General features: G+C 63.8%; 21 protein-coding genes. 15 read left to right on the top strand and 6 right to left on the bottom strand.

Going from position 1 to position 22,869, the window contains the following annotated elements:
- Positions 1-22 precede the first annotated feature (22 nt).
- The gene (locus NKK50_RS21940) at positions 23-1,291 is read left to right on the top strand and encodes an MFS transporter (RefSeq protein ID WP_502896562.1); all 1,269 of its coding nucleotides are present in this window, start codon (positions 23-25) and stop codon (positions 1,289-1,291) included.
- A 15-nt stretch (positions 1,292-1,306) separates the two neighbouring features.
- Here NKK50_RS21940 and NKK50_RS21935 read toward each other — a convergent pair whose 3' ends face one another.
- Positions 1,307-2,161 carry a mechanosensitive ion channel family protein gene (locus tag NKK50_RS21935; protein WP_023736854.1) on the bottom strand — a complete coding sequence of 285 codons (855 nt, stop codon included), beginning with the start codon at positions 2,159-2,161 and terminating at the stop codon, positions 1,307-1,309.
- A 241-nt stretch (positions 2,162-2,402) separates the two neighbouring features.
- On the opposite strand from NKK50_RS21935, the gene rsfS reads away from it, so the two are divergent.
- From rsfS to NKK50_RS21910, 5 genes are all read left to right on the top strand, one after another.
- Positions 2,403-2,780, top strand: coding sequence for a ribosome silencing factor (rsfS, locus tag NKK50_RS21930; protein WP_023668698.1), 378 nt, complete (start codon positions 2,403-2,405; stop codon positions 2,778-2,780).
- Between the two features lie 62 nt (positions 2,781-2,842).
- Positions 2,843-3,325 (top strand): 23S rRNA (pseudouridine(1915)-N(3))-methyltransferase RlmH, encoded by a 483-nt coding sequence (gene rlmH, locus NKK50_RS21925; protein WP_023834623.1) that lies wholly within the window; start codon positions 2,843-2,845, stop codon positions 3,323-3,325.
- Positions 3,326-3,447: 122 nt separating this feature from the next.
- Positions 3,448-4,806: a murein hydrolase activator EnvC family protein gene (locus NKK50_RS21920; RefSeq protein WP_023668700.1), complete on the top strand. Its 1,359-nt coding sequence runs from the start codon at positions 3,448-3,450 to the stop codon at positions 4,804-4,806.
- A gap of 1 nt (position 4,807) precedes the next feature.
- Positions 4,808-6,133 (top strand): S41 family peptidase, encoded by a 1,326-nt coding sequence (locus NKK50_RS21915; RefSeq protein ID WP_023668701.1) that lies wholly within the window; start codon positions 4,808-4,810, stop codon positions 6,131-6,133.
- Between the two features lie 183 nt (positions 6,134-6,316).
- Positions 6,317-7,498 (top strand): divergent polysaccharide deacetylase family protein, encoded by a 1,182-nt coding sequence (locus tag NKK50_RS21910; RefSeq protein ID WP_023815252.1) that lies wholly within the window; start codon positions 6,317-6,319, stop codon positions 7,496-7,498.
- A 19-nt stretch (positions 7,499-7,517) separates the two neighbouring features.
- On the opposite strand, the gene NKK50_RS21905 is transcribed toward NKK50_RS21910, so the two are convergent.
- Complete coding sequence (locus NKK50_RS21905; RefSeq protein WP_245261401.1) at positions 7,518-7,982, bottom strand: DUF8220 family protein; 465 nt, start codon at positions 7,980-7,982, stop codon at positions 7,518-7,520.
- A 47-nt stretch (positions 7,983-8,029) separates the two neighbouring features.
- Here NKK50_RS21905 and NKK50_RS21900 point away from each other — a divergent pair, with 47 nt between their 5' ends.
- From NKK50_RS21900 to NKK50_RS21890, 3 genes are all read left to right on the top strand, one after another.
- Complete coding sequence (locus NKK50_RS21900; RefSeq protein ID WP_023693158.1) at positions 8,030-8,542, top strand: RNA pyrophosphohydrolase; 513 nt, start codon at positions 8,030-8,032, stop codon at positions 8,540-8,542.
- Between the two features lie 271 nt (positions 8,543-8,813).
- Positions 8,814-9,923 carry an alanine racemase gene (alr, locus tag NKK50_RS21895; protein WP_031197166.1) on the top strand — a complete coding sequence of 370 codons (1,110 nt, stop codon included), beginning with the start codon at positions 8,814-8,816 and terminating at the stop codon, positions 9,921-9,923.
- A gap of 93 nt (positions 9,924-10,016) precedes the next feature.
- Positions 10,017-11,273: a D-amino acid dehydrogenase gene (locus tag NKK50_RS21890; protein ID WP_023668705.1), complete on the top strand. Its 1,257-nt coding sequence runs from the start codon at positions 10,017-10,019 to the stop codon at positions 11,271-11,273.
- Between the two features lie 103 nt (positions 11,274-11,376).
- Here the strand turns inward: NKK50_RS21890 and NKK50_RS21885 are convergent, their stop codons facing one another.
- The 3 genes from NKK50_RS21885 to NKK50_RS21875 all read right to left on the bottom strand — a co-directional run bounded on the left by NKK50_RS21885 (position 11,377) and on the right by NKK50_RS21875 (position 14,969).
- Positions 11,377-13,527 carry a phospholipase D-like domain-containing protein gene (locus tag NKK50_RS21885; protein ID WP_352543846.1) on the bottom strand — a complete coding sequence of 717 codons (2,151 nt, stop codon included), beginning with the start codon at positions 13,525-13,527 and terminating at the stop codon, positions 11,377-11,379.
- On the bottom strand, positions 13,524-13,964 hold the full coding sequence (locus NKK50_RS21880) for a phospholipase A2 family protein (protein WP_023693154.1): 441 nt from the start codon (positions 13,962-13,964) through the stop codon (positions 13,524-13,526). The genes NKK50_RS21885 and NKK50_RS21880 overlap by 4 nt, the downstream gene beginning before the upstream one ends.
- A gap of 123 nt (positions 13,965-14,087) precedes the next feature.
- Positions 14,088-14,969 (bottom strand): LysR family transcriptional regulator, encoded by an 882-nt coding sequence (locus tag NKK50_RS21875; RefSeq protein WP_023693153.1) that lies wholly within the window; start codon positions 14,967-14,969, stop codon positions 14,088-14,090.
- Between the two features lie 365 nt (positions 14,970-15,334).
- Here NKK50_RS21875 and NKK50_RS21870 point away from each other — a divergent pair, with 365 nt between their 5' ends.
- Together NKK50_RS21870 and NKK50_RS21865 are read left to right on the top strand one after the other, a co-directional pair.
- The gene (locus NKK50_RS21870) at positions 15,335-16,831 is read left to right on the top strand and encodes a CoA-acylating methylmalonate-semialdehyde dehydrogenase (RefSeq protein WP_023684131.1); all 1,497 of its coding nucleotides are present in this window, start codon (positions 15,335-15,337) and stop codon (positions 16,829-16,831) included.
- 202 nt (positions 16,832-17,033) lie between these two features.
- On the top strand, positions 17,034-17,333 hold the full coding sequence (locus NKK50_RS21865) for a hypothetical protein (RefSeq protein WP_023684132.1): 300 nt from the start codon (positions 17,034-17,036) through the stop codon (positions 17,331-17,333).
- 36 nt (positions 17,334-17,369) lie between these two features.
- Here the strand turns inward: NKK50_RS21865 and NKK50_RS21860 are convergent, their stop codons facing one another.
- On the bottom strand, positions 17,370-18,059 hold the full coding sequence (locus NKK50_RS21860) for a GntR family transcriptional regulator (protein WP_050589759.1): 690 nt from the start codon (positions 18,057-18,059) through the stop codon (positions 17,370-17,372).
- Between the two features lie 69 nt (positions 18,060-18,128).
- Between NKK50_RS21860 and NKK50_RS21855 the strand changes: the two genes are divergently transcribed.
- The 4 genes from NKK50_RS21855 (at position 18,129) to NKK50_RS21840 (ending at position 22,869) form a co-directional block, all read left to right on the top strand.
- Positions 18,129-19,022 carry a dihydrodipicolinate synthase family protein gene (locus tag NKK50_RS21855; protein WP_352543845.1) on the top strand — a complete coding sequence of 298 codons (894 nt, stop codon included), beginning with the start codon at positions 18,129-18,131 and terminating at the stop codon, positions 19,020-19,022.
- Between the two features lie 51 nt (positions 19,023-19,073).
- Positions 19,074-20,492 carry an NAD(P)/FAD-dependent oxidoreductase gene (locus NKK50_RS21850; RefSeq protein ID WP_352543844.1) on the top strand — a complete coding sequence of 473 codons (1,419 nt, stop codon included), beginning with the start codon at positions 19,074-19,076 and terminating at the stop codon, positions 20,490-20,492.
- A gap of 13 nt (positions 20,493-20,505) precedes the next feature.
- A complete protein-coding gene (locus NKK50_RS21845; protein WP_023755542.1) occupies positions 20,506-21,507 on the top strand; it encodes a 4-hydroxyproline epimerase in 1,002 nt (333 codons plus the stop codon).
- A 459-nt stretch (positions 21,508-21,966) separates the two neighbouring features.
- Complete coding sequence (locus tag NKK50_RS21840) at positions 21,967-22,869, top strand: branched-chain amino acid ABC transporter permease (protein WP_023668715.1); 903 nt, start codon at positions 21,967-21,969, stop codon at positions 22,867-22,869.

Raw genomic sequence — 22,869 nt, 5'->3', positions numbered from 1 at the left:
TGCGCTGGATATGGCCAATTCAGTGAACCAGACCGACATCGACCCCAATCATGGCGCCCCGCCGACGCCCGTGATCGCCATTGCCAGCGTAATCGTGTCGATGGCGCTGATCGCGGTCGGCAACGGGTTGATGTTCGCCTATATCCCGGTCCGGCTTGGCGTCGAGCGCTTCGATCCGACCTGGGCCGGGCTGATCATCACCGGCCTTTCCGCCGGCGGCCTTGCCGGCTGCATCCTGACCGGGCCGCTGGTGCGCCGCGTCGGGCACGCCCGCGCCTTCATGGTGCTGTCGGCGCTGATAGCGCTGTCGAATGCTGCCATTGGCGCCGGCACCTACCCGCTGCTTTGGATCGCGGCGCGCGCGCTTTACGGTTTTGCAATATGCGGCCTGTTCATCGTCGCCCAGAGCTGGCTCAACGATGCCGTCGCAAACGCCATTCGCGGCCGGGTGATGGCGGTGTTTTACGTCGCCTATGTCGCCGGACTTGGCGTCGGCTATGCCCTGCTGGCGGCGGTCGACATCGCGACGGCGCAGGCGCCGCTGATCGGCATTGCCTTCACCGCAGTGTCGATCCTGCCGGTCGGCATGACGCGGTTGGCTCAACCGCCGCCACCTCGCGCAGCCTCCGTGGCGCTTGGCCGCGCCTGGCGGATCTCGCCGGTCGGCGTGGCCGGCATGCTGGCCGTCGGCGGTCTGTCGATGGCGATCGCCGGGTTCGCACCGATCCATGCCACGGCCAAAGGCTATAGCCAGGCCGATGTGGCGCTGCTTTTGTCGGCGATGCCCGTCGGCACGCTGATCCTGCAGATACCGCTCGGCTGGATTTCCGACCGTACCGATCGCCGTTACGTGCTGGCCGGCGCTGCGGCACTGGCCATCGTCGCCGGTATTCTGGCCATCGGCTTCGACGGCGGCGCGCTGATGGTGCTCGTGGTGATCTACATCGTCTGGGACGGCGCCTCGGAATCGATCTATTCGCTGGCCAGCGCGCATGCCGCCGACCGCGCCGGCAAGGACGACATGGTGGCGCTGTCGAGTTCGTTGCTGTTTGCCTGGTCGCTGTCGGGGTTCATCGTGCCGGGTATCGTGACGGCCCTGTCGGCTGTCTATGGCACGCAGGCCTTCATTTATGTGGCCATCGTCATCGCCACTGTCTTCTGCCTGTTCGTGCTGTGGCGAGTGGCCACCACGCGCGCCGTCCCCGCTACGGAGACCAGCAGTTTCGCGCCGATGTCGGCGCAGGCGCCGCTGCCGGTGGAGCTCGCCTACGCCCCGGAAGATAAGCGCTGAACGGTTTCACAGCTCCTACTGCCTGGTAGCGGCAGTTTCCTGTCGAGCCTCCGGCGGAGGTGCGGGAACCGAAATGGCTTCGGCGTCGAACGCCTGCTTGACGCGTTTGGTGAGATCGATCTGGGTGGCGAAGAAATCCGCCGCCGTGGTCCAGTAGCGCAAGGTGATGGCGACGCTGGCATCGCCCACCGTGGCGACGAAGGCGATCGGCGCCGGCTCTCGCTTGACGCGGCGCTCGCCGCCGGCAACGCCCAGCATGGTTTTCTGCGCCAGGTCGATGTCGTTCCAGGAGCCGATGCTCAGCGTGATGTCTCCGCGGCGCACACCGTTGCGAGTAAAATTGCGCACCGGCTGGTTCCACAGCGTCGAATTGGGCGCCAGCACATAGACGCCGTCTGTCGTGCGGAGCTTGGTGGCGAACAGGCCGATTTCCTCGACGGTGCCGGAAATGGCGCCGACCTCGACATATTCGCCGATGCGGAATGGCCTGAGCGCCAGAAGCATGATGCCTGCGGCGATGTTCTGCAGCGTGCCTTGCAGCGCCAGGCCGATTGCCAGCCCGATGGCGCCGATGGCGGCGATGATCGAGGCCGTCTGAACGCCGAACTGGCCGAGCACCATGATGACCACCAGGATCAGGATGGCGTAGCGCACGATCTTCGAGAAGAAATGGCGCAGCGTCGCGTCGAAACCATGGATATGGCCGAGGCCGGCTGAGATCGATCGTTCTGCGAGCCCGGCGACGAGATAGCCGACGACCAGCAGGATGATGGCGCCGATGGCGGAGAAGGAATAGGAAACGATCAGTGTGCTGAGTTGCGCAAGGCCAGCCTGCACGGTGAGCAGCGTGTTCTGGGGGTCGATTGGCATCAGGAAAATCCGTTTGGGGGGTGTGTCGATAACCCCTGCCGCGGCCATGGGTTCCGATTTTTCTCAAGGCTCCGGAACCGGAAGTCGTGCACTGCGTTCGCGGTGGCAGGGCCTCCCGTCTTGAAACTGCAAGGGAACTCTGCCTATCTATAGGGTGTCACCTGATTTCGTGGGTGATTTGGTTGTTCTTGCTGCGAAAGGAAATACACTGAGAACAGCATTGCGGAAGAAGGCTGACGTCATGCCTTCGCCGGCCAGGATCAGCGTAGATGACGCCGTGTCCCGTGCCATCAAGACAGTCCTTGCCAGTCTGGAAGACTCCAAGGCCGAAAATATTGTCTCAATCGACATTCAGCGGAAATCGAGCCTCGGCGACTATATGGTCATCGCGTCGGGCCGGTCGCACCGTCATGTCTCGGCTGTCGCCGACCACCTGCTCAAGGCGCTCAAGGATGCCGGTCTCGGCACGGCGCGCGTCGAGGGGCTGTCCGGCGCCGACTGGGTCCTGATCGATTCAGGCGACATCATCGTCCATGTCTTCCGCCCAGAAGTCCGCGAATTCTACAATCTTGAAAAGATGTGGCAGGCGCCGGACCTTGAGGAAGAGACCTTGCACTGAGCTCCGTCTCATGTCGTAACCATCCGGGGTGCGACATGGATTGAAAGCTCGCCGAGGCAGGGATGAAGATAGCAGTTCATGCCGTGGGCCGGATGAAGGCCGGCCCCGAGAGAGAACTCGCCGACCGCTATTTCGAGCGTTTCGCCAAGAGCGGCCCGGCGATCGGGTTCGAATTCTCTGGTGTCGCCGAGATCGCCGAGGGACGAGCCCAGAACGCCAATGAGCGCCGCCGCGAGGAAGGCCAGAAGCTGCAGGCACAGCTGCAGCCGGGCACGGCGCTGTTCCTGCTCGACGAACGCGGCAAAAACCTGTCCTCAGACGATTTCGCCAGCCGTATCGGCCAGCTGCGCGATGGCGGACGCAAGGCGTTGGTCATCGGCATTGGCGGCGCCGACGGGCACGACCAGTCGATTCGCGATCAGGCTGAGCTGATAGTCTCGTTCGGCGCGGCGACCTGGCCGCACCAACTGGTGCGCGTCATGCTGGGCGAGCAGCTCTATCGGGCGGCAACGATTCTTTCGGGACATCCCTACCACCGTTCGTAAATCAGTGGGTCGAGGGTCAATCGTCCGGATTTCCGCCCCAATGCGCGGCTGTTTTGTGCTAGGCTTCGGTTCGATCATGGTTGATGGTTCGTTAACGAAGCCACGCATAGAGTCGGGCTTCAATGGCTGACAACGGGAAATCACGAACGGGCTTCCGGCACGCGCGCTGCGGCATCGCTGCAGCGGTGGTTTTGCTGTCGCTCGGGCTTGCGCGGGCCGAAAATACGCTGGACGTGGCGCCCGACCCCGATCTGAGCCGTGCCGAATATGAGAAGGTGTCGGCCGAGATCACGCTGTCGTCCGAACGGCTGGCCAAGCTCGCCGCCGACATTGCTTCGGTCAAGAAGGACCATGCCTCGATCACCGCGGCGCTTATCCAGTCGGCGATGACCGAGCAGAAGCTCGGCCAGGACATCGAGGATATCGGCGCCAGGCTCGAAGGACTGAAGGGCGAGGAACAGAAGATCCGTGTCTCGCTGGCGGCGCGGCGCGACGTGCTGGCCGAGGTGCTGGGCGCGCTGCAGCGCATGGGGCTCAATCCGCCGCCGGCGATCCTGGTCAAGCCGGAAGACGCGCTGTCGTCGGTGCGCAGCGCCATCCTGCTCGGCGCAGTGGTGCCGGAACTGCGCCAGCAGACCGACAAATTGCTGGCCGACCTCAGGGAACAGACCCGGGTGACGGCCTCGATCGAGGCCGAGCGGACGCGGCTGACGGCGGCGGTCGGCGAGCAGACGGCGGAAAAGAAACGCCTCTCCATGCTGCTCGAAGCCAAGCAGAAGCTCGAGGCGGACACCTGGACGGCGATGGCCGCTGAAAAGCAGCGGTCCCAGGCGCTTGCGGCCAAGGCCGGCAGCCTGAAAGAGCTGATCGCTTCGCTTGAAGCCGACAAGAGCCGCAAGGCGGCGGATGCCGTCAAGGCAGGCGAACAGAAAGCGGCCGACAGCGATAAGCCGGACGCCGATAACGCCGATGCAGGCACAACCGCGTCGACGGAGCTGGCTTCGCTGCCCGTGCCGGAAGGCAACCGCCTCACCGCCGCTGCGCCGTTTTCGGCACTTCAGGGACAAGTCTCGCTGCCGGTCACCGGCAAGATCAAGCTGCGTTTCGGGGCCGATGACGGTAACGGCGCGGTGATGCTTGGCGACATGGTTGCGACACAATCGGGAGCCATCGTCACGGCACCGGCGGACGGAAATGTGCTTTATGCGGGGCCTTTTCGCTCCTATGGTCAACTCTTGATCCTCAATGCGGGAGACGGCTATCATGTCGTCCTGGCGGGGATGAGCAGAATCAGCGTCGCGTCTGGCCAGTCGGTGCTCGCAGGAGAGCCGGTCGGCGCGATGGGAGAGGCCCGGGTGGCAAGCACCTCGGCCTCGAAGAATGGAAATGCCACGCCGGAACTCTACGTCGAGTTCCGCAAGGATGGAAAACCCGTCGATCCGACCCCATGGTGGGCGGACCGCTTCTCTGGAAGGACGTGAAATGATGCGGAAACTGTCGCTTCTTATTGCCGGTGCGCTGATGGGCGCGTCAGCGATGAGCCTGGTCTATGGCGCGCCCGGCTCGACGGCGAACGCTGCAGGCTCCGAGACCTACAAGCAACTGGCGATCTTCGGCGACATCTTCGAGCGCGTGCGGGCGCAGTATGTGACGCCGCCGGACGACAAGTCGCTGGTCGAAAACGCCATCAACGGCATGCTCACCTCGCTCGACCCGCACTCCTCCTACATGAACGCCGAGCAGGCGCAGGACATGCGCGTGCAGACCAAGGGTGAGTTCGGCGGCCTCGGCATCGAGGTCACCATGGAGAACGACCTGGTCAAGGTGATCACGCCGATCGACGACACCCCGGCTGCCAAGGCAGGCGTGCTGGCCGGCGACTATATCGCCAAGATCGACGGCCAAGAGGTTCGCGGCCTGACGCTCAACGATGCAGTCGAAAAGATGCGCGGCCTGGTCAACACGCCGATCAAGCTGACCATCCTGCGCCAAGGCGCCGACAAGCCGATCGAGCTGACGGTGGTGCGCGATATCATCAAGGTCAAGGCGGTCAAGTTCCGGGTCGAGAACGACATCGGCTACATGAAGATCACCTCCTTCACCGAAAAGACCTATGACGACCTCGAGAATGCCATCGACACCATCAAGAAGCAGGTGCCGAACGACAAGCTCAAGGGCTATGTGCTCGATCTGCGCCTCAACCCGGGCGGCCTGCTCGACCAGGCGGTGAGCGTGTCCGACGCCTTCCTCGACCGTGGCGAGATCGTCTCGACCCGCGGCCGCGACCCGAAGGACGTCACACGCTTCGACGCCAAGGCAGGCGACGACATCGGCGCCAAGCCGCTGATCGTGCTCGTCAATGGCGGTTCGGCCAGCGCCTCCGAGATCGTCGCCGGCGCGCTGCAGGACCTGCGCCGCGCCACAGTGGTCGGCACGCAGTCGTTCGGCAAGGGCTCGGTGCAGACCATCATCCCGCTTGGCGAGAACGGCGCGCTGCGCCTGACGACGGCGCTCTATTACACGCCGTCCGGCAAGTCGATCCAGGGCAAGGGTATCACACCCGATATCAAGGTCGACCAGCCGCTGCCGCCCGAACTGCAGGGCAGGGACCTGACGCGCGGCGAATCGGACCTCAAGGGCCATATCAAGGGCGCCGACGAGAGCGATACCGGCTCGGGCTCGGCTGCCTATGTGCCGCCGGATCCGAAGGACGATCTGCAGCTGATCTATGCCGAACAGCTGCTGCGCGGCCAGAAGACCGATCCGGCATTCCCGCCGAATCCGGAAAAGGCAGTGCTCAACCAGTAAAATCGACTGGTAGCTCTGGCTGCCCAATCGAAGCGATGCAATGCTGCCGGGACCGTGAGGTTCCGGCAGTTTGATTCGGGGGCAGCTGGGCGCTGCGCCTCAAAAGGCGCAGGGGACGCGCCTTCAGTTTTGGATCTGCGCATGGCGAAAAGATTTCGCTGATCACGCGCCCGGGGATGCGGCTTGGCTGACGTCGGCAAGGACATCGAACGCCCGCTCGGACAGACCGTCCGACCGCGTGCTGCGTCGCGCGGGATCAGCGCTGGCGCCGTCGCGGCGACGCTGGTCGTGCTGGCCGCGGTCGGCATCTCCGGCGCGATCGCGCTGCGCGAGAAGCCGTTCCGCAAACCGGAAGCAATCGCGGTCTCGACGCCAAAGGTGACGGCGGCGGCCGAGCCCGCGGCCGCAGCGCCCACTGCTCAAGCGACGGCGGCAGCGCCGAAGGCGGAAACGCCCAAGGCCAGCGGTCCGCAGATCATCCATGTGCAAACCCAGGAGGGTGACGGCCCGCCCAATGCAGCCATTGTCATCCACGACCCGTCGACGATCGGCCAGAACCTGAAGATCGCGCATGTCCCCGACAGGGCGCTGATCGAGGCCAGCGACACCGGCCCACTCCCGGTTCGCGCCGCTGACGGCCGGCGGCCGTTCGATGTCTATGCGCGGCCGTGGTCGGGTTCGCGCGGCGCTCGCGTGGCAATCGTCATCGGCGGGCTTGCCGTGTCGCAGACCGGCACGCAGGCGGCGATCGCCAAGCTGCCGGCCGAAGTGACGCTGGCTTTTGCGCCGCAAGGCAACAGCATTGGCCGGTGGATGCAGGCGGCACGGCAGAGCGGGCATGAGGTGGTCATGCAGGTGCCGCTCGAACCGTTCGACTATCCCAATGTCAATCCCGGCCGCAACACGCTGACAGTGGCGGCAAGCCAGGACGACAATCTGAAGAATCTGCGCTGGGCGCTGTCGCGGACCACCAACTATACCGGCGTCATGAACTATATGGGGGCGCGCTTTTCGGCCGACGCGACAGCGATGGGGCCGTTCATGGCCGAGCTTGGCAAGCGCGGCCTTGCCTATATCGATGACGGCTCGTCCGCACGGAGCTTGGCGTCCGATCTCGCCTTGAAGGACGGTGTGCCGTTCGTCGCCGGCGATACGGCAATCGACGCCGTGCAGGACCGCGGCGCCATCCTGAAAAAGCTCGACGCGCTGGAAGCGACCGCGCGTGCGAAAGGCTCCGCCGTCGGCATCGGCTCGGCTTTCGACCTCACCGTCGACACCGTGGCGTTCTGGGCGGTCGAAGCGAAAAAGCGCGGCATCGAGATCGTGCCGATCTCGGCGGTGGCCATCGACCCGGAAAAGGGCTGACCGGCGCTTGTGGCGATTTTCAACGATGCCGAGAAAAGAGCTCTCTCTGGGCCTGATTGATTGAACCATCATCCCAGTCGACCTCGCGCTTTGATTGCGGGATGTGTCTCCGCCGATATTCGTTGTTGTAGAACAGGGTGCCGTGGATTCCGAGCACATCGCGTTTCAGGATGGGACGACCCCAAAGCGGCGCCAGCACGCGACCTGCCTCGTCTTCACCAAGCCGCTCAAATAAATCTTCGGCCAGTTCCATGTCTCTTCCATCCGGGAAGATGGCGGCGTACTCCTCCTCTGTTGCCTCGAACACGCTGAAGGTTGCGTTCAAGGCGCCGTCGATGATTTGAATATTTTTCATGGAATTACTCTGCCATTCGACCGCAACGGCGGCAACGGGGCCGGGTGGCAGTGACTGGAACGAACCCACGTTTTCCGCTTCCGGGGCAAGCCTACTTTGAGTACGCTCCGCTCCGGTTCTCGAAATCATTCGCCACTGCCTCGCCGGAGCGAATCTCAGAACGGCTTTAAACTCCGATGGCTAAAAAGATCGATCCCGAGACGCTGCCATACCGCCCCTGTGTCGGGCTGATGATCCTCAATGGCGACGGGCTGGTCTGGGTTGGGCACCGCATCGCCGAACCGGACAGCGAATTTGCCGGGACCACGCAGCTCTGGCAGATGCCGCAAGGCGGCATCGACGAGGGCGAGGAGCCGCTGCAGGCGGCCGGGCGCGAGCTCTATGAAGAGACCGGCATGCGCTCGGTCACGCTGCTGGCCGAGGCGCCGCATTGGATCAACTACGACCTGCCGCCCGATCTGGTCGGCATCGCCCTCAAGGGCCGCTATCGCGGCCAGACGCAGAAATGGTTCGCCTACCGCTTTCACGGCGAGACCAGAGAGATCCAGATCAATCCGCCGCCGGGCGGCCACACCGCCGAATTCGATGAATGGGCATGGCGGCCGATGCAGGACCTGCCCGATCTGATAGTGCCGTTCAAACGCAAGGTCTATGAGGATGTGGTGGCGGCGTTCCGTCATCTTGCCTAGCTGGATGTGACGGTTCGCACGGCACCTGATTCGTGCTTTATTGATCGGGACACCCGCAGCCACGAGACCCATATGAACGACGCCGGGCAATGGCCTCTTAGCGCAGCGTCTGGGCTGCCCCTCACCCGCCTGCCGGCTTTCGTCACTCGAAAAGCCAAGCAGTTGGCTTTTCGTCCGCTTTACGCCGACCGCTCCTCAACTCCCCGTATAGGGCCGGGGAGAAATATCCGGCAGGACAATGAGGGGCAGCGCCGACTTCAGCGGGTCTGCGATGCATAAAGCCAAAGATACGATCAGCGAAGCGGCGGCCGGCGCCATTCTCACCATCGATCTCGGCGCTATCCGAGAGAATTACCGGCGGCTCAAGGCAAAGCTCGGCGGCGTGCGTTGCGCCGGCGTCGTCAAGGCCGACGGTTACGGGCTCGGCGCGCGGCAAGTGGCGGCGGCACTGGTTGCCGAAGGCTGCGACAGCTTCTTTGTCGCGCATCTCACCGAGGGTGTCGCGCTGCGCGACGCACTCGGACCGAAGCTGGAAATCCATGTGCTGAACGGGCTGCCGCCGGGCTCGGAACCCGAAGCGGTGGCTGCCGACCTTGTTCCCGTCATCAACAGTGGCGGACAATTGAAGGCGTGGAGCAAAGCCGGCCAGAAGGCCGGCCGCAAGCTCAAGGCCGCCATCCAGGTCGACAGCGGCATGTCGCGGCTGGGCATGGCGCCGGCAGAGGTCGAGGCGCTTACGGCCGATGCTTTCGCCGGCGTCGATGTCGTTCTCGTCATGAGCCATCTGGCCCGTGCGGACGAACCGACCAATGCGGCCAATGACGCGCAACTCAGGGAGTTCGAACGGCTGCGCAAAATGCTGCCCAAGGCGCCGGCGTCGCTGGACAATTCCTCCGGCATCTTTCTTGGGCCGCGCTATCAGTACGACCTCGCGCGTCCGGGCGCTGCGCTCTACGGCATCAATCCGACGCCTGATGAGGCGAACCCGATGCTGCCGGTGGTGCGGCTCGAGGCAAAGATCATCCAGACACGCGGCATCGATAAGGGCGCGGGCGTCGGCTACGGACATGCGTTTCTGGCCAGCGGTCCCTTGCGCGCGGCCACGATCTCGCTCGGCTATGCCGATGGCTGGCACCGGCGCGCGGCTTCGGCTGCCTGGCTCGACGGCGTGCGACTGCCCTTTGTCGGGCGGGTGTCGATGGATTCGATCATACTCGACATCTCGGCCCTGCCGGCCGGCCGGCTGCGCGAGGGCGACCTTGTCGAACTCCTAGGCCCCTCGCAGAGCGTCGATGACGCCGCCGGTCATGCCGGCACGATCGGTTATGAAATCCTGACCAGTCTCGGCCCCCGCTTCCACCGCCGCTATATCAACGAATAGAGCCGCGACACGCCTCCCCTTGGCGGACGCCGCAGAATCCGGCAGACAGGAGGCGGCGGCCCTCTGACGGAAGTCGTCGTGGAGAGTGATGCGATGAAGATCTTCGTGTTGGGCGGCGGCGTTATCGGGGTCACCACTGCCTATTATCTCGCTGAGGCCGGCCACGAGGTGACGGTGTTCGACCGCCAGAAAGGGCCGGCGCTGGAAACCAGCTTCGCCAATGCCGGCGAGATCTCGCCGGGCTATGCTTCGCCCTGGGCCGGCCCCGGCATTCCGCTGAAGGCAATCAAGTGGCTGTTGATGAAGCACGGCCCGCTGGTGGTGCGGCCGGCCTTCGATCCGTATATGTGGACATGGCTCATCAAGATGCTGCGCAATTGCACCGCGGATCGCTACGCCATCAACAAGGCGCGCATGGTGCCGCTCGCCGAATACAGCCGCGACACGCTGAAGGCGCTGCGCGAGGCGACCGGCATCGCTTATGATGAGCGGACCAAGGGCACGCTGCAGCTGTTTCGCACGCAAAAGCAGCTCGACGGCACCGGCGGCGATGTCGAGGTGCTGAAGAAATATGGCGTTCCCTACGAGTTGCTCGATCCCGAAGGCTGCATTGGGGCCGAGCCGGCGCTGGCCGGCGTGCGGGAAAAGTTTGTCGGCGGGCTGAGATTGCCCGGCGACGAAACTGGCGACTGCAAGATGTTCACCGATCGGCTGGCCGAGCTCTGCGTGGCGCGCGGCGTCACGTTCGAGTACGGCACGCAGATCCGGCGCTTCTCCAAGAACCGCAATCGCATCGTCAGCGTCGGCACCGACCAGCGCTCGCGCGCGGCCGACGCTTATGTGCTGGCGCTGGGCAGCTATTCGGCGCGCTTCATGCGCCTGCTCAGGCGCCCGATCCCGGTCTATCCGGTCAAGGGCTATTCGATCACCGTTCCGATCAAGGACGCGGTCGCCGCCCCGGTGTCGACGGTAATGGACGAAACCTACAAGGTGGCGATCACCAGGCTCGGCGACCGCATCCGCGTCGGCGGCACGGCGGAGATTTCCGGCTTCGATCTCAGGCTGCATGAATCGCGCCGGCGCACCCTCGAACATTCGGTCGGCGATCTGTTCCCGGATGGCGGCGACCTCAAGGCGGCGTCCTTCTGGTGCGGGCTGCGGCCGATGACGCCGGACGGGCCGCCGCTGGTCGGCCGCACCGAGTTCTCCAACCTCTATCTCAACACCGGGCACGGCACGCTTGGCTGGACCATGGCCTGCGGCTCGGCCAAGGTGCTGTCCGACATCATCTCCAGCAAGGTGCCTGATATCGATGTGCGGGAGCTGGGGCCGGAGCGGTATTTGAGGTAGGGGTGCTTTTTAAAGCTGGCGGGCCAGCACCCCCTCTGTCCTACCGGACAGAGGGGTGTAAAGGATCGCTACAGAACGGCATTCCTTCAGCCTCGCCAGCCCCTCAAAACGCCTCCTTCACCCAACCCTTCGAGAACAGCCATCGGTAGGCCCACGGTATCGTCACCTTGGTCGATACCGGGTTCGAATGGGCGACATAGTCGTCATAGACCGGCTGCATCCTGGCGTAGAAGGCAGGGTCGAGCACCGTCATGCCGTTCTCCAGATCGTGGAAGAAACTGCGGTTGTTGAGATTGACCGACGAGATCGTCACCAGCCTTTCGTCGATCATCATGATCTTGGAGTGCAGCACGACATCGGGCGCCTTGAATTCGCGGATGTTAATGCGGTCGCCATATTTCTCGACGAACAGCTTGTTGAGCGCGGTCAGCAGCTTGCCGCCAATATCGCCCTTGAGGTCGATGCGGCCGACAATGTCGATCCTGACGCCGCGCGCCAGCGCCCGCTCGATGGCCAGGCTGAGCTTCGGCGTCAGATTAAGGTAGGGATTGACGATCTCGATATGGTGCCGGGCAGTGTCGATCAGCTCGACGAAATAGGTCTCGAGCGCATGGTTGTCCTCGTAGGGCACGGAAATGAAATGGCGCACCGTGCCCGGCGGGCGCCGGCTGTCGGAGCGCACCGGAATGGAGAAGGGCCTTGCGATGTTGGTGTCGGCGTCGCGCAGCCACAATGTCGAGAGATGCGCGGCCAGCGTCTCGACCGTGGCCGGGTCGGCAAACTCGATGTCGAAATCGCTCCAGTTCGAATAGTAGTTGAGCGAGAGGCCGTCGGTCTTGCCGTATTGCTCCAGGTTCGGGTGGCGCGACAAGTCGATCGGCTTGTGGAACAGGAAGCCGTCATGAATGTTGCGGCCGCCGATGATGACGCGCGAGCGGGCGGGATCCTCGGCAAGTGTCGCCAGCATCTTGACGTGATGGGTCTTGTGCAGCTGTGACAGTTGCTCGTCGACCGGCGCGCCGTGGTCGGCCCGCCAACGATATTCCTGCAACTCGACATTGGGATAATCGGCCGCCAGCCGGTGCAGCAGGGCATCGTCCTTGTCGCGCTCCAGCACGTCTGTGACCATGATGCGCACTTTGGTGCCGAGGCCTGCGTGATGGCGGATCAGCCGCTCGATGACGCGGCCGGAAAAATCGGCCTTGAACTCCAGCGACGACAGATAGACCAGCTTGAGTTTCGGCGCGCGCGAGAAATCGAGCGGCAGTTCGGGGTCGGCCTTGTCGAAGGCGCTGTCGGGTAAAGGCGCGCCGAGCAGCGCTTCGACCTTGGCGTTAAAGCCGTCGCGCGACTTGCGTAACAGGCGCGGTGACCCGAGCGGCAGCGAACAGCTCTGCGACAGCCAGCGGCCGGCGTAAAAGACGCTGGCAAGCTTATCCAGGCGGGATGGATCGGGCACTGGACAACGCTCGTAGCGGCTGTCGAGCGCGGCTATCGCCGGATAGGCAACCTCTTCGCGCAGGATGGTGAGCGGGGCGCCTGCCGGCGCCAGACTGGAGCTGAGCTTGAGGCTGCAACGGTTCAAACCATCGCTGGGGAACAGGCTGGCGGTTTGCCCGGCCGACAGGCGGAGGCGGAAGGCGGCACCGCTCGCCACGCTGCGCGAGCCACCGCCGGCGCGAATCGCCAGCGCCCCGTCGCAGGCGCCAGATATCTCAACCGGCTGCTTTCCCGCCTGGCGCATCACGATCTCGATCGAGCGCGCCTGCAGGCCGGAAAAGCTGAACGTCTTTGGCGCGGAGGGCCGCGCGGCGGCGTCGACATAGAGCGTCTGCCGCGACACCCGCCAGCGGCCGTCAAAATGGCCTTCGCCGGGCTTGCCCTCTGCCGGCATCTGTTCGGCGGTGACCGGTTTCGCCAGCCGTTCCAGCGTCCGGTAGGTGGCCTGGAAATCGCGGTTGGCGATGGCGTGGCGGTCATGGCCGAACGGACCGGTGCCGTTCGCCCTGTCGATGGCGCCGATCTGGTTGTGGGCGAGCAGCGCCAGGAACTGCCTTTCATAGTCGCTGGCACCGGCATCGCCGAAAAACGCTGCTGCTGCAGTCTGCGGTCCGGGCGTGCCGGCCGATACCGACGGCCGGCCGCAATCCTTCGCATCGCGGAAGAAATCGCAGCTGTGCCGGATCGGGGCGGCGCAACCGACAAGGGCCGCCAGCCCCAGCCCGGCCAGAGCCAGGCAGATGGCGCGGTTCATCCCGTGGCCCCGTTCATCGTCTTCAGCTCAGCCGGGTCGCGCGGCGGCATAAAGCCTTGCGGAAAGACCTTGCAGACGGGAAGTGCGAAAGTGGCGATCAAAAGCTCGGCCTCGCCGCGCACCTTTTTCGGCGCTGTCTTGTCATCACGGATCGCCTTTGCCGAGGCGACGAGCGCGCCGTCGCAGTCGCAATGATTATGGCGCGCGATGTAGCAGGCGTCATGGATTTGGCAGGCGCTGTCGAGGCGATTGACAGGGCGAGCCGAGAGGTCGCCGGTGCGGGTGCCGGGACCGCAGTAATTGCCGAAGACGAAAGGCGACGGGCGGGCCATTGCGATGCGGACCGGCTTGGGCAGTTCGGCTTCCGGAACTGCGGTCCATGGATTGGCGCAGGCGGAAAGCGCGACAAGCGGCAAGATGGCGAGCACCGCTCGCATTTTGATCCGCACCAGCTTTGCAAAAAAGTGTCCCACCCGGCGCAGCCAATCCCTAATGATAGGCGACATCGCGCTTGTTGCCACACTGGCCGATTTTGTGGCGAAGCCAAGGCGGCGCGGCCATCAGACAAACAGCCCGCGCTCTCTCTCGACCGCCTTGGTGATGAAGTTGGCGACGATCTGCACGCGGCGCAGCGGCCGGACCGATTCATGATAGACCAGCCAGTAGGCGCGGCGGATCGGCGTCACGATGTCGACGGGGATCAGCTCCGGCATCGAGCGGGCGACAAAGGTGTGCAAGATGCCGATGCCAGCGCCCGACCGCACCGCTTCGGCCTGGCCCAGCGCTGAGGAGATGGCGAAGCTGGTGCGCCAGTCCGGGCTGAACTCTGCCGCATAGTCGAGCGACGGGCTGACGATCAGGTCTGGGACATAGCCGATCAGCGTATGCTGGCCGAGTTCGGCAGCGGTTTCGGGTAAGCCGTGCGCCTGCGCATAGGCGCGCGAGGCAAACAGGCCGAGTGTGTAGTCGACCAGCTTTCCCGCCACCAGCCTGCCTTCGCTCGGCCGCTCGACGGTGATGGCGATGTCGGCCTCGCGCCGCGACAGCGAGAAGGAGCGCGGCACCGGCACCAGTTGGATGGTGAGTTCGCGGTGCAGCGCGGTCAGCGCGCCAAGACGCGTGGCGAGGAATGCGACGCCAAACCCGTCGGGCGCGCCGATGCGCACGGTGCCTGAGATATCGTCGCCTTCGCCCGACACGGCGGAGCGCGCGGCGATCATGTCGGCTTCCATGCGCTCGGCAATGTCGAGAAAGCGCTGGCCGGCCGGCGTCAGCTCGCTGCCGGTGGTAAGCCGGCGAAACAGTTTTGTCCGTAACGCATCCTCAAGCGCTGCGATGCGGCGCGAGACGGTGGCGTGATTGAGTTCCAGCCGCTTGGCGGCGCCAAGGATCTGCCCGGCGCGGGCCACGGCGAGGAAGATGCGGACGTCATCCCAGTTCATGGGGGTGGTCCGGGCTAGCGGCGAACGCGGCGTTCCCGCCCACCCCCCTCTGGCCTGCCGGCCATCTCCCCCGCAAGGAGGGAGATTGGCAGCTCCGCCACCTGCGTCTCTTTTGCTGCGTTGAAGATTTGCGAAGGCGGCGGCCACATCTGATCTCCCCCCTTGCGGGGGAGATGTCCGGCAGGACAGAGGGGGGTGTGACGGAGCGCAACCTTCGGGCCTTTCAGCAATCTGTAATTTGCGGCAATTAATGCACACTCGTCCTTCGTTGTCTATTTCTTGCACAACGGTTGCGTTTCCCCTCGCGTTGCCTTCGCGCCTGCAAAGGCGTTGAATGCTTCATCACAAACTCAGGGAGAGAAACCATGATCGAATACGGTCATTTCATCGGCGGCAAGCATGTCGCCGGGACCAGCGGGCGCAAGCAGGACGTCATGCAGCCCATGGACGGCTCGGTGCGCGGCACGGTGGCGCTGGCTTCGCCGGCGGAACTGCGTGCGGCTGTGCTGAACGCCAAGGAAGCACAGATCAAATGGGCTGCGACCAACCCGCAGCGGCGTGTGCGCGTGCTGATGAAGTTTCTTGAACTGGTTGCCCGCGACTATGACGAACTGGCCGATCTCCTGGCGCGCGAGCACGGCAAGACCATCGCCGACGCCAAGGGCGACATCCAGCGCGGCCTCGAAGTGGTCGAAGTCTGCATCGGTGCGCCTCACATGATGAAGGGCGAGTTCACCGACGGCGCCGGCCCCGGCATCGATGTCTATTCGATGCGCCAGCCGCTTGGCGTCGTTGCCGGCATCACCCCGTTCAATTTCCCGGCGATGATCCCGTTGTGGAAGATTGCCCCGGCGCTGGCCTGCGGCAACGCCTTTATCCTGAAGCCTTCCGAGCGTGACCCTGGCGTGCCGATGCGCATCGCCGAACTGTTCCTCGAGGCTGGCCTGCCGGCTGGCGTTCTCAACGTCGTCAATGGCGACAAGGATGTCGTCGACGCCATCCTCGACGATCCTGATATCAAGGCTATCGGCTTTGTCGGCTCGACGCCGATCGCGCATTACATCTACTCGCGCGGCACGGCCGCGGGAAAACGCGTGCAGTGCTTCGGCGGCGCCAAGAACCACATGATCATCATGCCCGATGCCGACATGGACCAGACCGTCGACGCGCTGATCGGCGCGGGCTACGGCTCGGCCGGCGAGCGCTGCATGGCGATCTCGGTTGCCGTTCCCGTCGGCAACGACACCGCCAACCGGCTGATGGAAAAGCTGATCCCGCGTGTCGAAAGCCTCAAGGTCGGCCCGTCGACGGATTCGTCCGCCGATTTCGGCCCGCTGGTGACGGCGCAGGCATTGGAACGCGTCAAGGGTTATGTCGACACCGGCGTCAAGGAAGGCGCCAAGCTGGTCGTCGATGGCCGCGGCTTCTCCATGCAGGGCTACGAGGATGGCTACTATATGGGCGGCTGCCTGTTCGACAATGTGACCGCTGACATGCGCATCTACAAGGAAGAGATCTTTGGTCCGGTGCTGTCGGTGGTGCGTGCGCCGACCTATGAGAGCGCCATCAAGCTCGCCAACGATCATGAGATGGGCAATGGCGTGGCCATCTTCACCCGTGACGGGGATGCTGCTCGTGATTTTGCTTCGCGCGTCCAGGTCGGCATGGTCGGCATCAACGTGCCGATCCCAGTTCCGATCGCTTACTACACGTTCGGCGGCTGGAAGGCGTCGTCCTTCGGCGACCTCAACCAGCATGGTCCGGACGCGTTCCGCTTCTACACCAAGACCAAGACGGTGACCTCGCGCTGGCCCTCCGGCGTCAAGGACGGTGCCGAGTTCGTCATCCCGACGATGAACTGACCGGACGATTTCGAAGATCGGCAAGAAGGCCCGGGTTCAACGTCCCGGGCCGTTCTTTGTACGAAACCGACATTGGCGATCACGTTCAAGCGATGGAACCAAGAGCCTGTCATCTGCCTTAAATTGCATTCCTGCCGTGTGCAGGCCATCAAAATAGCGCCGGTTGCAGCCGGGGTTCTCGTCTGGCGCAAGGAGGTGTCAGATGACACGACGTCTTGTGGCGGCGATATTCTTTGCGGTGTTCGCGATGTCCGGCATCGCCGAGGCCAAAGCCGATCAATGCGCGGCGCGGACCGACTTGGTCAAGGCGCTCGGCGAGAAGTTCCACGAAAACCAAGCCGCTCGTGGCCTGGTGAACCCGAATGTGGTGCTTGAGATATTCGTCTCCGACCAGGGCACCTGGACCATCCTGGCCACCGACACACACGGCCAAAGCTGCATCATCACGGCTGGCGAAGGCTGGGACGGGGCGACCATGGCCGCAGTCTTGCCGGGCACCTGATAAAGACCGGTCGGAAGTCTGGAGCAGAGACGGAGTTCAGCGTGTGGCGGCCACTTCGGCATGGCCGCGCAGCAGTGCCATAAGGCGTTTGGCGTCCTTGGCGGCAGCCTCTTCGTCACCAGCCAGGATCGAGCGGATTAGCGCGACGTGGTGCTCAGCCGATTCGGCCAGTCCTGTGTCGGCCCTGTAGCGGAACCAGAAGCGGCGGCTGTGGGTCTGCAGGGGCGCGGCCAGACGGGCCGCAAACGGGTTGTCGGCGGCCATCGCCAAGGCCTCGTCGAGCGCCTTGTCGGCCTGGATGAAGGCCAGCACATTGCCCGAGATGACGGCCTTCTGCATGGCAAGGGCTGCCTCATGAAACAGGTCGGCGGCCTCACGGGTGACGAAGCGGGCGGCCGAGCGCGCCAGCACCACCTCGACGCCGCGCCTGGCATCCAGCACGCGCAGCCAGTCGCCGGGATGAAGCGGGGCAATGGCGATGCCGGCGCGTGGCCTGACATCCAGCAGTCCTTCCCAGGCGAGGCGCTGGATCGCTTCGCGCACCGGCGTGCGTCCTAGCGCCAGCTTCTCGATGAGGGCGCCTTCGGTGACAAAGCTCGCCGGCGCCAGTTCCAACGTCACGATCATATGCTCGAGTACATGGTAGGCCTTGGCGGCGGCCGGCTCGGGGTATGCTGTCTCACTGGATATCAAAGGTGGGCTCCTGATATATCTCACATATATCATAACGAATTCCGCATTGACAGCCGGTTTTCCAACAGATATACGGCTGATATATCAGATGGAGAGACGATCATGTGGACCGGAGTTTTCCCCGCCGTCACGACCAAATTCACCGAAGACGACCGCCTCGATCATGCCGAGATGGAGCGCTGCTTTGCGTTGCAGATGGATGCCGGTTGCGACGGCATCATCGTCTGTGGCTCGCTCGGCGAAGGCCCGATGCTGTCGCATGACGAGAAGATCGAGGTGCTGAAGACGGCGCAGAAAGTTGCCGGCAGCAAGCCGGTTCTGCTGACCGTCAACGAGGCAGGCACCCGCGAGGCGGCGAACATCGCAAAGCGCGCGAGCCGGGAAGGCGCCAACGGGCTGATGGTGGTACCGAGCCCGATCTATCACACCAACCCGGAAGAGACGGTCGCCGCCTTGCGCGCCGTCGCTCAGGCCGGCGACCTGCCGGTGATGATCTACTCCAACCGCCTCGCCTACCGCGTCGACGTCACCGTCGACCAGATGGAGGAACTGGCCGCCGACAAGCGCTTCGTCGCCATCAAGGAGTCCTCCGACGACATCCGCCGCTCGACAGAGATCATCAACCGCTTCGGCGACCGCTACGATTTGTTCACCGGCGTCGACAATCTCGCCTTCGAGGCGCTGTCGGTGGGCGCCATCGGCTGGGTGGCGGGTCTGGTCGTCGCCTTCCCGCGCGAGACCGTCGCCATCTACCAGCTGATGAAGCAGGGCCGCCGCGAGGAGGCGCTTTCGATCTACCGCTGGTTCCGGCCGCTGCTCGATCTCGATGTCTCGACCTATCTGGTCCAAAACATCAAGCTTGCCGAAGTGCTCGCGATCGACACAAATGACCGCGTGCGCATGCCGCGCCAGCCGCTGTCGGGCGAGCGCCGCAAAGCGGTCGAGAAGATCGTCAAGGACGCGCTGGCGGTACGGCCGAAGCTGCCGCAGTTCTGAAGGCTTTCTTCTCCCCGTGCACGTGCACGGGGAGAAGATGGCGGCAGCCAGATGAGGGGCAGCGCCGACGTGCAAGGAAATTCCAGGGACACAGAGGAGGGCCGCCGCCCCTCATCCGCCCTTCGGGCCCCGCAGCCCTTCGCTGGCGCTCCGGGCGTTCGTCGTTCGGAAAGCCAAGCAGTCGGCTTTTCCACCGCTTCGCGGACCACTCCTCACCCCCGTGAACGGGGAGAAGGGGTAGATATCGCCATTGTCGGTGGCGGCATTGTCGGCATCTGCGCGGCGGCCATGCTGGCCGAGGCCGGGCGCAGCGTCACGGTCTTCGACCGCACCGGCATCTGCGAGGAGACGAGCTCCGGCAATGCCGCCGCCTTCGCCTTCTCCGACGTGCTGCCGCTGGCGCATAAGGGCATGATGCGGCACTTGCCGAAATGGCTTGCCGATCCGCTCGGGCCACTCAGCATCCCGCCGGCCTACTTGCCGAAGCTGTTGCCTTGGCTGTTGCGCTTCTGGCGCGCTGGCGCACCAGAAAAATATGAGGCGAGCCTTGCTGCTCAGGCAGGCATGATGAAGCTCGCCGAGGCTGAATGGATGGGCCTGCTCGACCGTTCCGGCACGCGGCTGATGCTGCGCGAGGACGGCTCGCTGGAGCTTTATGAAAGCGAGGCCGAATTTCAGGCCGGGCTGCCGGGCTGGGCGGCGCGCGAGCGCTTCGGCATCGGCTTTCGCCATGTCGAAGGCGACGAACTGGCGCGGCTGCAGCCGGGACTGTCGCCGCGCTTCATCAAGGGCACCTTCGTGCCGGGCTGGAAGACCGTCGCCGATCCGAAACTGCTCGGCAAGGGGGTGTGGGCCTATGCCGAAAGGCTGGGCGCGCGTTTCGAAAAGGCGCGCATAGAGCGCGTCGCCGCCAATCCTGATGGCGCGACGCTGACGCTGACGGACGGCACGACCAGGCAGGCAAGACATCTTGTCGTGGCCGCCGGGGCATGGTCGCATCTGCTGACGAAGGCGCTTGGCGACACCATCCCGCTCGAAACCGAGCGCGGCTACAACACGACACTGCCGAAGACCGCTTTCGACGTGCAGCGGATGCTGATCTTTTCCGGCCATGGCTTCGTCATCACGCCACTCGACACGGGCTTGCGCGTCGGCGGCGCCGTCGAGTTGGGCGGTCTCGACCGGCCGCCGAATTTTGCGCGTTCGAAGGCCATGCTGGAAAAAGCCAGACAATTCCTTCCGGGGCTGGACGCGTCAGGTGGCCGCGAGTGGATGGGCTATCGCCCGTCGCTGCCGGATTCGCTGCCGGTGATCGGCACGGCGCGAACCGCGCCCAACATTGTCTACGCCTTCGGCCATGGCCATCTCGGCCTGACCCAGGCGGCGGCCACCGGCCGCTTGATCCGCGATCTTGTTCTCGGGCAGACTTCGCCGATCGATCTTGCCCCCTTCAGCCCGCAACGGTTTTGAGTCCGAGGAAATCATGGCCAAAAAATCCTTCTTTTGCATCGACGGCCATACCTGCGGCAATCCGGTGCGGCTGGTCGCCGGCGGCGGTCCCTTGCTCGAGGGTTCGACGATGATGGAGCGGCGGGCGCATTTCCTGGCGGAGTATGACTGGATCCGCACCGGGCTGATGTTCGAGCCACGCGGCCACGACGTCATGTCGGGCTCGATCCTCTATCCGCCGACGCGCGAGGATTGCGACATAGCCATCCTGTTCATCGAGACGTCGGGCTGCCTGCCGATGTGCGGCCACGGCACGATCGGCACGGTGACGATGGCCATCGAACATGGGCTGATCAAGCCGAAGACACCCGGCGTGCTCCGGCTCGACACACCGGCCGGGCTGGTTATCGCCGAATACAAACAGGTCGGCGACTATGTCGAGGAGGTGCGCATCACCAATGTACCGTCCTTCCTTTATGCCGAGGGACTGACGGTCGACTGCCCGCAGCTTGGCGAGATCACTGTCGATGTCGCCTATGGCGGCAATTTCTACGCCATCGTCGAGCCGCAGGCGAATTTTCGCGACATGGCTGATTATTCCGCCGGCGATTTCATCGCCTGGAGCCCTGTGGTGCGGCAGCGGCTTAACGAGAAGTACTCGTTCGTGCATCCGGAAAACCCCGGCATCAACCGGCTGTCCCACATGCTGTGGACGGGCAAGCCGACGGTGGAGGGGGCCGACGCACGCAACGCCGTCTTCTATGGCGACAAGGCGATCGACCGTTCACCTTGCGGCACCGGCACCTCGGCGCGCATGGCGCAGCTCCATGCCAAGGGCAAGCTCAAGGCCGGCGACAGTTTTGTCCACGAATCGATCATCGGCTCGCTGTTCAAGGGCAAGGTCGAGAAGGACGTCACTGTTGCCGGCAAGCCGGCCATCATTCCCTCGATCGGCGGCTGGGCGCGGATGACCGGCCTGAACACCATATTCATCGACGACCGCGATCCGTTCGCGCACGGTTTTGTGGTTAAGTGATACGGTAGGCTGCCGATCATCCACCGAGACGAAGACTTGGACCCAGAGCGGGACCTCTTGGCGAAACCAGTCAGCGAAAGGTTAGCGCGTTGGGCGAGGCATCCACCGCCATAGTCGGAAGTAACCCATGTTGCAGCTGGTCAGTACGGAATGTGGCTAAAAAACGAAACCCGCCAACAACGCAAAGATTCGTCTCATCACCTAATTTTGACCGGGATTTCTTCGAAATGAGGTCGCTGGTCCGGCTGAATCGTCAAAGACATTGCGTTATGCCAATGATAGGGTCCGCGATAGTCCAGGGGTCGGGAGCAAAAAAACGGGCAATCGGAAGGCGTGCCGGCAAAACACGCTCGACGTTTGAAAAATCACGTTGCAATCCGGGCTCGAAACTTTACGACTAGGGGAAATACGAAAAGGAATGCGTCTGCATGGGCGACATTCCAGGGGAGCCATGTACACATGCAGTACTTTGTCCAGCAGCTTATCAATGGGCTGACGCTGGGATCGATCTATGGGCTGATCGCAATCGGCTACACGATGGTCTACGGCATCATCGGCATGATCAACTTCGCCCACGGCGACATTTTCATGGTCGGGGCATTCGCCGCCCTCGTTGTCTTCCTCATCCTCGGCTCCTTGTTCTATTCGGTCCCGGTCGTCCTGGCGCTGCTGATCATGATGATCGTGGCGATGCTGCTCACCAGCCTCTACAACTGGACGATCGAGAAGGTGGCCTACCGGCCGCTGCGCGGTTCGTTCCGGCTGGCGCCGCTGATCACCGCCATCGGCATGTCGATCGCGCTGTCGAACTTCATCCAGGTGACGCAAGGTCCGCGCAACAAGCCGATCCCGCCGATGGTCAGCCAAGTCTACAACATCAACGGCATCAGCGTGTCGCTGAAGCAGATCATCATCGTCGTCGTCACCGCCCTGCTGCTGGCGCTGTTCTGGTACCTGGTCAACAGGACTTCCCTCGGCCGGGCGCAAAGGGCGTGCGAGCAGGACCGCAAGATGGCGGCGCTGCTCGGTGTCGATGTCGACCGTACGATCTCGATCACCTTTATCATGGGTGCAGCGCTTGCGGCCGTCGCGGGCACGTTGTTCCTGATGTATTACGGCGTCATCGCCTTTTCCGACGGCTTTGTGCCGGGGGTCAAGGCCTTCACCGCGGCCGTTCTCGGCGGCATCGGGTCTCTGCCGGGCGCGGTGCTTGGCGGGCTTTTGATCGGCTTCATCGAGAGCATGTGGTCGGCGTATTTCTCGATCGACTACAAGGACGTCGCGGCGTTCTCGATCCTGGCGATCGTGCTGATCTTCCTGCCTTCCGGCATTTTGGGCCGGCCAGAAGTCGAAAAGGTCTGA

This window comes from Mesorhizobium sp. M0001, from assembly GCF_040324255.1.
Classification (GTDB): Bacteria; Pseudomonadota; Alphaproteobacteria; order Rhizobiales; family Rhizobiaceae; genus Mesorhizobium.
This window is presented reverse-complemented; position numbering and strand designations above follow the sequence as displayed.